The organism is Aequorivita soesokkakensis, assembly GCF_001641085.1.
Classification (GTDB): Bacteria; Bacteroidota; Bacteroidia; order Flavobacteriales; family Flavobacteriaceae; genus Aequorivita; species Aequorivita soesokkakensis.
Genome location: NZ_LXIE01000010.1, coordinates 13,076 through 25,031, shown reverse-complemented (window position 1 = coordinate 25,031; position 11,956 = coordinate 13,076). Strand labels below are relative to the sequence as shown.

The 11,956-nt window shown below is 39.5% G+C and carries 8 protein-coding genes; 5 read left to right on the top strand and 3 right to left on the bottom strand.

Features of this window, described 5'->3' with window-relative positions:
• Positions 1-45: 45 nt before the first annotated feature.
• The 3 genes from A7A78_RS05205 to A7A78_RS05195 all read right to left on the bottom strand — a co-directional run bounded on the left by A7A78_RS05205 (position 46) and on the right by A7A78_RS05195 (position 4,480).
• Positions 46-549, bottom strand: coding sequence for an ORF6N domain-containing protein (locus tag A7A78_RS05205; protein WP_068761394.1), 504 nt, complete (start codon positions 547-549; stop codon positions 46-48).
• Positions 550-581: 32 nt separating this feature from the next.
• Positions 582-3,353, bottom strand: a complete 2,772-nt coding sequence (locus A7A78_RS05200) for a 2-oxoglutarate dehydrogenase E1 component (RefSeq protein ID WP_068761393.1) — start codon at positions 3,351-3,353, stop codon at positions 582-584.
• 152 nt (positions 3,354-3,505) lie between these two features.
• A complete protein-coding gene (locus tag A7A78_RS05195; RefSeq protein ID WP_068761392.1) occupies positions 3,506-4,480 on the bottom strand; it encodes a polyprenyl synthetase family protein in 975 nt (324 codons plus the stop codon).
• 154 nt (positions 4,481-4,634) lie between these two features.
• Between A7A78_RS05195 and A7A78_RS05190 the strand changes: the two genes are divergently transcribed.
• From A7A78_RS05190 to A7A78_RS05170, 5 genes are all read left to right on the top strand, one after another.
• Entirely contained in the window at positions 4,635-5,246 is a 612-nt protein-coding gene (locus A7A78_RS05190; protein ID WP_068761391.1) for a TetR/AcrR family transcriptional regulator, read from the top strand.
• Entirely contained in the window at positions 5,239-6,618 is a 1,380-nt protein-coding gene (locus A7A78_RS05185) for a TolC family protein (protein WP_068761390.1), read from the top strand. Before A7A78_RS05190 ends, A7A78_RS05185 begins: the two co-directional genes overlap by 8 nt.
• 72 nt (positions 6,619-6,690) lie before the next feature.
• Positions 6,691-7,053 carry a four helix bundle protein gene (locus A7A78_RS05180; protein ID WP_207489328.1) on the top strand — a complete coding sequence of 121 codons (363 nt, stop codon included), beginning with the start codon at positions 6,691-6,693 and terminating at the stop codon, positions 7,051-7,053.
• Between the two features lie 59 nt (positions 7,054-7,112).
• Entirely contained in the window at positions 7,113-8,273 is a 1,161-nt protein-coding gene (locus A7A78_RS05175; RefSeq protein ID WP_068761389.1) for an efflux RND transporter periplasmic adaptor subunit, read from the top strand.
• 15 nt (positions 8,274-8,288) lie between these two features.
• A complete protein-coding gene (locus tag A7A78_RS05170) occupies positions 8,289-11,783 on the top strand; it encodes an efflux RND transporter permease subunit (protein WP_068761388.1) in 3,495 nt (1,164 codons plus the stop codon).
• Positions 11,784-11,956: the final 173 nt, after the last annotated feature.

The following is an 11,956-nucleotide window of genomic DNA, read 5'->3' as shown; positions in this document are numbered from 1 at the left end:
TCGTTTATTATACCCTCAGGGTTTTAAAAACTTTGCAGGGACTATTTATTTATAGCCTATTTTTTTTCGTTCTTTTTGTTCTTTTTCAACTTCATCTTTCTGCATCAAGTACTTTAAAACATCATAAACATTTTTAAACTCTTGATCATATCTCTCTTCAAGTTTGGATAACTTTTCGCTTAAATCATTATGCGAAAGTGCAAACTGACGCATCATCACAAAGGCTCGCATAATTGAGATATTTATAGCGATTGCGGTTTTACTACGCAAAACGCTGGACAGCATTGCCACGCCTTGTTCTGTAAAGGCAAAGGGTTGTGCCCCGCCAAACTTACTTTTTGACGGTATCACAGATTGTGACACCAAGTCATCGATTTCTTTCTCAGAAATTTCAAACATAAAGTCCTTCGGAAATCTCTCTAAATTTCTACGCACTGCTTGTTTTAAAACCCTTGTTTCAATTCCGTAGATTTCTGCAAGGTCAAAATCGAGCATTACATTTTGCCCACGTATTTCAAAGATTTTATTTTCAATTTCCTGCAGTTTCATTTAAAAAATTGGTTTCTCTAAAATTATGGAATCTAATCCATATTTTTATCAAAAACGTTTTCAATTACTTTTGCATGTCGCGCTTTTGATCTTACAGAGCTACCCGCTGCTGGTGCTGCATACATTTTTCTGCTGCAAACCCTGAAATTTCTGGCTTCTTCAAAATGCATCAAAACATGTGAATAGGCACCCATGTTCTTTGGTTCTTCCTGTGCCCAAACCACATCATCTGCATTTTTATATTTTTTGATTATCTTTTTCATTGCATCCGTTGGCAATGGGAACAGTTGTTCCACACGCACCAATGCAACATCATCTCTTTTTAATTCTTCTCTTTTTTCAAGCAAATCGTAATAGAATTTACCAGTAACAAAAACCAAAGTTTTCACTTTTGTAGCTTTTGCTTCTGCATCGTCAATCAGCATTTGGAAACTTCCATTGGCCAATTCTTCCTTAGTTGAAACCACTTTTGGATGGCGTAACAAACTTTTAGGAGTAAATACAATCAACGGTTTGCGATAGTTTACTTTCAATTGTCTTCTGAAAAGGTGAAAGAGATTCGCAGGTGTTGTTACGTCTGCCACAAACATATTATCATTCGCGCAAAGCTGAAGATAACGCTCCATTCTAGCTGAAGAATGTTCAGCACCTTGCCCTTCGTAACCGTGTGGCAACAGCATTATCAAACCATTCTGCAGTTTCCATTTATCCTCCGCAGCAGAAATATATTGATCTATCATTATCTGCGCCCCATTGCTGAAATCTCCAAACTGCGCTTCCCAAAGTGTCAATGTTTTCGGGCTTGCCATTGAGTAACCATAATCAAATCCAACTACCCCGTATTCCGAAAGCAGGGAATTGTAAATATAAAAATCGCCTTGATCACCTTTCAAATGGTTTAAAAGCACAACTTCTTCCTCACTGTCCTCAACTTTTATAACCGCGTGACGGTGTGAAAACGTTCCGCGCTCCACATCCTGCCCGCTCATACGCACATCGTGACCTTCCTTTAAAAGTGTTCCGTAGGCAAGCAATTCGCCCATGGCCCAATCCAATTTGTTGTCCTCAAAATACATAGTGTGCCTTGCTTCAACAAGCTTGGCTATTTTTTTTAGGAATTTCTTATCCTCAGGCAACTTTGTGATTACTTCAGCAATTTCATCCAGTTTTTTTAGGTCAAATTTCGTGTTGACCGTTTCCATCATTTTATCCTCCTCCGCATATTCGTAGCCTTCCCACTCATCCTGCATAAAGGGAGTGATGGTGGTTTTGTCTTCTTTTCTGGAATTTTCAAGACTTTCTTCAAGCTTGTCTTTATATTCCTGTTCAAGTTTATCTGTGAAGCCTTTTTCAATAACGCCTTGAGCAATCAGCTTTTCCGCATAAATATCGCGTGGATTTTCGTGCTTTGCAATTGCCTTGTACAATTTTGGTTGCGTGAAACGTGGCTCATCCCCTTCGTTGTGGCCATATTTTCTATATCCCAATAAATCGATGAAAACGTCGCGGCCAAACTCCATTCTGAAATCCAATGCAAAAAGCATCGCGTGCACCACAGCTTCAACATCATCGGCATTTACGTGAAGTATTGGTGAAAGGGTCACTTTCCCAACATCGGTACAATAAATTGACGAACGTGCATCTAAATAATTGGTGGTAAAACCAATTTGGTTATTCACTACAATATGAATAGTTCCTTGTGTTTTATAACCGTCCAACTGCGCCATTTGCACAATTTCATAAACAATCCCCTGTCCGGCAATTGCAGCATCGCCGTGAACAATTATTGGCAATACTTTATTCGGGTTATTTTTATGGTGGTCGTCTTGTTTAGCTCTTGTAATACCTTCAACAACGGCCCCCACTGTTTCCAAATGCGAAGGGTTTGGCGCTATATTTAAATTTATTTCTTTTCCAGATTCGGTTTTTCTTTTTGAAGTCCAACCCAAATGATATTTTACGTCGCCATCAAAAATATCCTGCGCATAATCCTTTCCGTCAAATTCACTAAAAATATCTTTTGCACTCTTTCCAAAAATGTTTGTCAACGTGCTCAAACGCCCACGGTGAGCCATTCCCATCACAAATTCCTCTACTCCTTTTTCGGCAGCATTTTCAATCAAGGCATCCAAAGCTGGAATTAAGCTTTCGCCACCTTCCAATGAAAATCGTTTTTGACCAACGTATTTTGTGTGAAGAAAACTTTCAAAAGCAACGGCTTCATTAAGTTTTTTCAGAATATGTTTTTTATGCTCCGTTGAAAAATTTGGTTGGTTATCATTAATATTTAGCTTTTCCTGAATCCATTGAATTTCATTCGGCTTTCGAATATACATATATTCAATCCCGATGGAATCACAATAAATGCTTTCAAGGTGTCTTATAATTTCCTCCAGCGTAGCCTCACCTATTCCGAGGATTTCGCCAGCCTTAAAAGTAGCTTTAAGATCGTGCTGTGAAAGGCCGAAATTTTCCAATGCAAGTGTTGGCGTATATTTTCTGCGCTCGCGAACGGGATTGGTTTTGGTGAAAAGATGCCCACGGGTTCGGTAACCGTCAATTAATTTCACCACCTGAAATTCCTTTACAACGTCTTCACAATTCGCTCCTTCTGCGTATTGCGGTGCCTCAACAGCTTCGTTTGTGCCAAAAAATTCGTGGGCACTATTTTCAGAACCAAAGTCAAATCCTTGGAAAAACGCTCTCCAACTGGGTTCAACACTGTCTGGATATTGTAAATATTTTTCGTAAAGTTCCGCGATGTAAGATGGGTGAACCGCGTTTAAGAAGGAAAATTTATCCATGATAAATATGCAAAGGGTCTTTTTTGTAAAACGGTACAAAAATACAACAAATACATCAACTAGCGGACTGGAATCTTTATATTTATATGCTCGAAAATCTTAAAATATTCATAAATAAGTCAGCAGTAAAAACGCAGTTTATTTAATTGTTTTTAAACATTTCGCTGCATCAAACTGTTGCCAAATTCGCGGAATACTTCCCTTTTCTCCTCAGAAATAGTTATGGTTTCCAAAATTGAATAAGCGTGCATGCTGTATTTTTCTATTTCATCACGGGTAGCCTCAGCAGCGCCGGAGGTCCGGAATATTTCTTTTACAGTTGAAATTTTATCGGTCGGGTCTTTCGGATTTATACTGAAAAGATGTTCCAGTTCTTCGGCTTGTACTGAAGAACCCTGCCCAATGGCCATCAAATAAAGAAACGTTTTTTTGTTTGCAATAATATCGCCGCCCACTTGTTTTCCAAAGGTTTCGGGGTTGCCGAAAACATCTAAATAATCATCCTGTAACTGAAAAGCGATACCCAAATTTCTTCCAAATTGATAGATTTTATCCTTATCGCTTTCCGAAGCTTCGGCAACGATAGCACCCATTTTCATTGCCGCTCCCAATAATACGGCGGTTTTATGGTCTATCATTTTTATGTATTCCACCAAGGTAACATCATCACGGGTCTCAAAATCCATGTCGTGCTGTTGGCCTTCACAAACCTGCAGAGCGGTTTCGCTAAAAAGTCTTGCGAGTTCCTGAAACATTTGTGGCTCATAATTTTCAAAAAAACGGTATGCCAAAATAAGCATCGCGTCTCCGGAAAGGATTGCGGTGTTTACATCCCATTTTTCATGGACTGTTTTTTGGCCCCTTCGCAAGGGCGCATTATCCATTATATCGTCGTGGATAAGTGAAAAATTATGAAACAATTCCACGGCCAGAGCGGCGTGAATAGCTTTTTTGAAATCAGTGCCAAAAAAATCGCAAACCATTAATGTGAGCAAGGGACGAAGCCTTTTGCCCCCCAAAGAGAGAATGTATTTTATGGGGTCGTAAAGTTGGCGCGGTTCTTTTTGGGCAACGGCACTGTCAAGATATTCCTGAAGTACTTGGTTGTATTTTTTCAAAAAATCCATTCAATAAAAATTTTGGCTAAAGTAAAACAAGCAAAGCAAAAGCACACAATTTAAAACCAAAAATAGGCGGCTTGTTAATGCATTGTTAAAAAAATAAAACTTAGGAAACTTTTTTTGTTTTAAAAGTTTCCCCGACATATCTTTGCGCCCAATTATGAAAGAAAAAATTGTTCAAAAAGCCACTGGTCTTTTCTTAAAGCTTGGTTTTAAAAGCGTTACGATGGATGATATTGCCAATGAAATGGCTATTTCAAAAAAAACCATTTATACACATTTTAAAAACAAAACCGCCTTGGTCAAGGAATGTACATGTAATGTACTTCAAAATATTACTTCCGGAATTGATGAAATTTGTTCCATGGAGCAGAACCCCATTGAGGAATTATTCGAAATAAAAAAATTCGTAATGGGAAAAATTGAGGATGAAAATTCTTCCCCACAGTACCAACTTCAAAAATATTATCCAGAAATAAGTGAAGGTTTGAAAGAAAGCCATTTTGAAAAGATGATGGAATGCACCCGCACAAATCTTCGCAGGGGTATTGAACAGGGGCTGTACAGAAGCAATTTGGATATAGAATTCATCGCAAGGCTTTATTTTTTGGGTATTCATGGCACCAAAGACCAAAATCTTTTTCCTCTCGACAAATTTTCAACCAAATTTATTACAGAGGAATATCTGGAATATCATTTACGCGGAATTGTAACACCGGAAGGTTTTTTAACACTAAAAAAATTCATTAAAGAGCATCAAACCAATGACTAAAAAACTTTTAATATTCAGTTTTCTATTGTGCACTACTTTAGGTTTTTCGCAACAGCAGAAAAATTATACGTTCAGTTTGGAAGAGGCGGTAACCTTTGCTTTGGACAGCAATTACACCTCCATAAATGCGCAACGTGATATTGCCAAAGCTATTAAGCAAAAGTGGGAAACCACCGCGCAGGGTCTGCCGCAGATAGATGGAAACATTTCTTACAACAACAACCTAAAACAGCCTGTAACCTTGCTTCCCGCTGAAATTACTGGTGGCGAACCGGGCACCTTTGTTCCCGTTACTTTTGGAACAAAACAAAGCGCAAATGCTGTGGCAACACTAAATCAATTAATTTTTGACGGAAGTTACCTTGTAGGTTTAAAAGCGGCAAAGGCGTTTTTGAGGTATTCTGAAAATGCCAACGAGAAAACCCGTTTGGAAGTGCGGAAAGGTGTAATCAACGCCTACGGAAGTGTTTTACTGGCGCAGGAATTGGTGGACATTTTTGAAAAAAACAAAACCAATCTTGAGCAAAACCTCAACGAAACCCGAAAAATTTACGAAAACGGTTTAGGCGAAGAGGAAAGTGTAGAGCAGTTGGAAATAACCCTGTTGGATATTGAAACCCAGCTCAACAATGCCCGTAGAAGCCAAGCTATAGCCAAGCAAATGTTCAATCTTGCTTTGGGAATTGACGTGGAAGCGCCAGTAACTTTGACAGATGATTTGGATCAATTGGCCAATCAAAACATAAGTCTTTCGCTTTTGGATTCATCTTTAAAGATTGAAGAAAATGTAGATTATAAAATTGCCTATAACCTTACAGAACAGCGCTATTTTGAAAACAGACTTGAAAAAAGCAAGTTTCTACCACGTCTTTCGGCTTTTGTGAATTATGGAACTTCAGCCAACAGTGATGATTTCAGTTTTTTTAATGGTGATCAGGTTTGGTATCAATCTTCTGTTTTAGGGGTTAGTTTAAACATTCCCATTTTCAGCAGTGGTATGAGAAGCGCCGCGAGCCAACGCACCAAAATAGCTTTGGATCAGGCAGAGACAGATTTGGAACAGACCAAACAACAAATAAAACTTGATTTAACAACGGCCCAGAGCAATTATCAATTCGCTATTGAGAATTATGAAAACTCAAAGAAAAATCTTGCCTTGGCCGAGCGTATTGAAGGAAAAAATCAAGTGAAATTCACCGAAGGCCTTTCAACCAGTTTTGACTTGCGCCAGGCGCAAACCCAATTATATTCAGCACAGCAACAATTTTTTCAGTCGATGCTTACGCTAATTAATGAAAAAGCAAACCTTGAAACAGTTCTCAATATTCCGCAGTTGCGGATGAATTACGAAGAAATTAAAGGAAAATACTAATTAAAAGTTGAGGAGTTGAGGAGTTTAGAGTTGAGAGCGCAATTAAAGAATGACGACTAAAATAATTTGATTATGAAAATTTTCGGTTTTGAAAAACTACAGGTTTGGCAACGATCAAAACAAGTTTCCATTAAAATATATAAAGCTACGGCTGATTTTCCTTCCGAAGAAAAGTTCGGTCTTACCAGTCAAATGAGGAGAGCTGCAGTTTCAATTTCCTCTAATATTGCGGAAGGAACTGGAAGACATACTAACAAGGATAAGGGACGATTTACAGAAATTGCCTATAGTTCCGCACTTGAATTATTAAACCAATGTATCCTTTCTAACGATTTGGAATTTTTAAACGAGGAAAAATATTTTGAACTAAGAAACGACATAACCGAAATTACAGCTATGCTCGACGGTTTATATAAATCACAAATTCCTAACTAAGCCCAACTCCTAAACTAATCAACTCCTAAACTAATCGACTTTTTAAAAATAAATCAACAATGAAAAAATCACTTCTATTACTAATAACAATCATCACCCTCGCTTCCTGCGGTGGTGACAACAAATCTGTTGATGCGGTTATTGATTCGAAAGACATGGCGGCGGTAAAAGCCAAGCGTGCCGAACTGAACAAACAGCAGCGCGAACTTAAGGCCGACATCGATAAATTGAACGCCTACATAGACGAAAATGAAAAGAAAGAAAGACCAGCTTTAATCACTGCTGAGGTAATTAAAGACACCCTTTTTAAACATTATGTTGAAGTGCAAGGCAATGTGGAGACAGATCAAAATGTAGTTTTAAATGCGGAATATTCCGGTGTACTTACCAATGTGTATGTGAAGGAAGGCCAACGCGTTTCCAAAGGACAGCGTCTTGCGAAAATAGACGATGGCGGAATGTCCAGCCAAGTTGCACAACAGGAAGCTCAGTTGGCATTGGCAAAAACCACTTTTGAACGTCAAGAGCGTTTGTGGGAACAAAAAATTGGTTCCGAAATACAGTATTTGCAAGCCAAAACTAATTATGAAGCTGCCAAAAATGCTACCCAGCAAATGCGTTCACAGTTAGGAAAAACAGTAGTTACAGCCCCATTTAGCGGTGTAGTGGACGAAATTATTTCAGATCCGGGACAAGTGGTGGTTCCCGGGCAAACCCCAATCATCCGCTTGGTGAACTTGAGCGATATGTACGTGAAAGCTTCCATCCCCGAAACCTATCTTAGAAACATAAAAAAGGGAACGCAAGTAAAGGTGAAGTTGGCTTCAATAAATGAAGAATTCACCGGAACCGTTCGCCAAGTAAGCAACTACATAAATCCGAACAACAGAAGTTTTGAAATACAAGTAGAAATTCCAAATAAAGATGGATTGGTAAAACCAAACCTTATCGCCACTGTAAAAGTGAACGATTACAGCGCGGAAGGAGCCATTACCGTTCCAGAAAATGTATTGCAGGAAAACGCCGCTGGCGAAACAATAGCCTATATCTACCAACCCATAAACGATTCAGTAGGTGTAGCAAAACGTGTTCTTCTTGAAACAGGACTTTCATACCAAAACCATACAGAGGTAAAATCTGGCCTTAAAAAAGGCGATACCATAATCAAGGAAGGTGCAAAAACCCTTCGCGACGGACAGAAAGTAACCATCAAAAACTAAGAAACCCTTTGCACCATGAGCAAAAACCCGTATAAAGAATTTAGTATTTCGTCTTGGGCCATTGACAATAAAATGACGGTCTATGTAATTATGGCCATCATCCTGTTTTTGGGTGCTTATTCATATTATAGCATGCCGCGCGAGGCTTTTCCTGAGATTATTGAAACCAAAATTTACGTGAGTTCCGTAAACCCCGGAAACTCTGCAGAAGACGTCGAAAAATTCATCACTGAACCACTCGAAGAGGAATTTAAGGACGTTGCAGGCGTAAAGGAAATTACCTCAACAACCCTTCAGGATTACTCTATTATTATTGTTGAATTTGAGGAAAATGTTGAAATTCCCGTAGCAAAACAGTCCGTAAAAGATAAGGTGGATCAAGTGAAATCTGAAACTACCTGGCCCACACTTACCAATGGCGCAAAGGTAGAGCCGAATGTTTTCGACTTAAATTTTTCGGAAGAAATGCCCATCCTCAACATAAATCTTACGGGCGACTATCCCGTGCAGCAGCTTAAGGAATACGGCGAATATCTTCAAGATAAAATTGAATTACTTCCGCAGATTAAAGAAGCAACTATCCGTGGAGCCGAGGAAAAGGAAGTTGAAGTTGCGGTTGACATCTATAAAATGACCGCCTCGCAGGTAAGTTTTGACAACATCATCAACGCGGTAAAAGGTGAAAACAACACTATTTCCGGTGGAAATATTATTACCAACGGAGTTCAAAAAAACATCCGAATTACTGGTGAAATTAAAGACCCGAAGGAGTTGGAGAACGTTGTAGTTAAAAAAGATGACGGAATTATTTTCCTAAAAGACATTGCCGAGATAAAATTTAAGGAAAAAGACGCTACAACCTACGCCCGTGAATACGGCGAGCCCGTAGTAATGCTAGATGTGAAAAAACGCGCCGGAAAAAACATGATCGAGGCCGTAGAGCAGATCAAAAAAATTGTAGCCGAAGAACAGGAAAATTATCTTCCAAAAAGTCTGCATATTAGCCTCACAAACGACCAATCCATAAAAACCGAAAACCAAGTGAACGACTTGGTAAACAACATCATCTTCGGGGTAATTTTGGTTGTATTGGTTTTGATGTTTTTCTTAGGTTTCAGAAACGCACTTTTCGTAGGTTTTGCCATTCCGCTTTCCATGTTGATGTCGCTTTTTATCCTTTCTTCCTTGGGCTTTACGCTAAACACTATGGTGCTTTTCGGGCTTGTGATGGGTCTTGGAATGCTTGTAGATAACGGTATTGTGGTAGTGGAGAACGTGTACACGCTTATGAGCGAAGGCATGCCACCTAGAAAAGCCGCAAAACAAGGAATGGGCGAAATTGCTTGGCCTATTATCGCTTCTACAGCAACCACATTAGCGGCGTTTTTCCCGCTTGGGCTTTGGCCGGGAATGATCGGTAAGTTTATGATTTATTTCCCCATAACACTTTCCGTGGTGCTTTCATCATCGCTTTTTGTGGCGCTGATAATTAACTCCATGCTTACTTCAGAATTTATGAAAACTGAAGAAGAGTCCATGACAAAAAAGAAACTAATCCGCTGGAGTTTAATTCTGCTGGGAGTAGGTATTTTGCTTTTGGTTGCAGGCTTTGCGATGGATGTTGCCGCATTCCGTGGTTTTGGAAACTTGGCCATTCTTTCCGCAATTATGCTTTGGGTTTATAAATATATCTTGGCCGGGGCAGTTGATTATTTTCAGTACAAATCGCTTAAAAAGCTTGAAAATTTTTACGAAAGAATTCTAAAATATGCTTTGCGCGGAAGAAAAGCCTACGTGTTTTTCTTCGGAACAATTATACTGTTACTTATGTCTTTCGTTTTAGTGGGAATTGCGCAGCCAAATGTGCTCTTCTTCCCCGAAAATGAACCGAACCAAATAATTACATATATAGAATATCCGCAGGGAACGGACATTGAAAAAACAAACGAGCTTACCAAAAAAGTAGAACAACGCGTGTTTGATGCCATATCAAAATATGACGACAATGGCTACAATTATATGGTAGAATCTGCCATTTCACAGGTTGGTCAAGGTGCCGGAAACCCACAAACGGACGGTGGCCAAAGCAATGAAATGCCTCAAAAAGGAAAAATCACACTTTCGATGCGCGACTATCAATTGCGCCGCGGAGTGAAAAGTAGCGATGTGCTGGAAGAAGTACGCGAGTCAGTAAAAGGCTTCCCCGGAGCTTCCATTATTGTTGAAAAAGATGCTGCCGGCCCTCCGGTTGGTTATCCAATAAACATTGAATTGATTGGTGAAGATTACGAAGAAATGCTCCGCCAAGCCGAAAACCTGCGTTCCTATATTGAAGGTTTGGGCATAAGCGGTATCGAGGAATTGAAAATAGACGTTAACAAAAGTAAACCAGAAATGGACGTGACCGTAGACCGTGAAAAAGCGGGCCAGTTGGGCATTTCCACGGGACAGATTGGGCAAACCCTTCGCCGGGCTATTTTTGGGGAAGAAGCTTCCACCTATAAAGAAGGTGATGACGATTACGAAATAAACGTCCGCCTTTCCGAAAAATCCCGCTATGATGAAAGCGCGCTTTTCAACCAGCCAATCACTTTCAGAAATAACCAAGGAAACATAGTGCAAGTGCCTATTTCGGCAATGGTGACTAAGAACAATACGGCTTCCTTCAGTTCCATTAAAAGGAAAGATTTAAAACGAACCATCACCGTTTACTCCAACGTAATTGGGGGTTACAATGCCACCGAAATAGTAAACGATCTGAAAACCGAACTTCAGAATTACGAGCTTCCAAAAGATATAAACCTTGCGTTTACGGGCGAGCAGGAAGAACAGGCAGATAATATGGGCTTCCTTTTGTTGGCACTATTCTATGCTTTGGGCGGAATCTTGCTTATTTTGGTTGCACAGTTCAACTCGCTTTCCAAACCGATGATTATTTTAACTTCGGTGGTACTAAGTTTGGCGGGGGTATTTCTCGGGCTGGTAGTTTTCCATATGGATTTCGTGATTATTATGACGATGATGGGTATCATTTCCCTAGCGGGTATTGTAGTGAACAACGCCATTGTTCTTATAGATTACACCCAGATTTTGATTGACCGAAAAATGAACGACCTAGAAATGGACGATGATGATATGCTCACCAAAAAGCAATATTTTGACATCATTGTTGCGGGTGGAAGGTCGCGTTTGCGTCCTGTTTTGCTCACAGCAATTACTACTGTGCTTGGTCTCGTGCCTTTGGCTATCGGGTTTAACATAGATTTCTTTGGACTGTTTACAGATTACAACCCAAACATCTATATAGGCGGTGATAACGTGATTTTCTGGGGGCCGCTGGCTTGGACTGTAATTTTCGGACTGATTTTCGCTACTTTCTTGACCTTAATTGTGGTGCCGGTAATGTTCTATTTGGTAAACCGCGCCAAGATTAAATTCAGAAAAAAACGCAGAATGAAGGAGTTAAAGAAACTAAAGGCGAAGGAACAATTGCGAATCGAGAATCAATAGGTATTTGTCACACTGAGCGTAGCCGAAGTGTCGAAGTTCAGCCCAAAACTTGTATTAATAAATTATAAAACCCTCTTAGGAAGTTGTTTTCCTAAGAGGGTTTTAATTTGTAGGAAACGGGCTTCTTGAAAAACAGGGTAAACCCTTTTTTATTATTGTAGGTTTTGACTTAC

Excerpts from the sequence above, each read along its gene's own strand:
- A7A78_RS05205 (WP_068761394.1), bottom strand. The coding sequence starts at position 549 with ATGAAACTGCAGGAAATTGAAAATAAAATCTTTGAAATACGTGGGCAA.
- A7A78_RS05200 (WP_068761393.1), bottom strand. The coding sequence starts at position 3,353 with ATGGATAAATTTTCCTTCTTAAACGCGGTTCACCCATCTTACATCGCG.
- A7A78_RS05195 (WP_068761392.1), bottom strand. The coding sequence starts at position 4,480 with ATGGATTTTTTGAAAAAATACAACCAAGTACTTCAGGAATATCTTGAC.
- A7A78_RS05190 (WP_068761391.1), top strand. The coding sequence starts at position 4,635 with ATGAAAGAAAAAATTGTTCAAAAAGCCACTGGTCTTTTCTTAAAGCTT.
- A7A78_RS05185 (WP_068761390.1), top strand. The coding sequence starts at position 5,239 with ATGACTAAAAAACTTTTAATATTCAGTTTTCTATTGTGCACTACTTTA.
- A7A78_RS05180 (WP_207489328.1), top strand. The coding sequence starts at position 6,691 with ATGAAAATTTTCGGTTTTGAAAAACTACAGGTTTGGCAACGATCAAAA.
- A7A78_RS05175 (WP_068761389.1), top strand. The coding sequence starts at position 7,113 with ATGAAAAAATCACTTCTATTACTAATAACAATCATCACCCTCGCTTCC.
- A7A78_RS05170 (WP_068761388.1), top strand. The coding sequence starts at position 8,289 with ATGAGCAAAAACCCGTATAAAGAATTTAGTATTTCGTCTTGGGCCATT.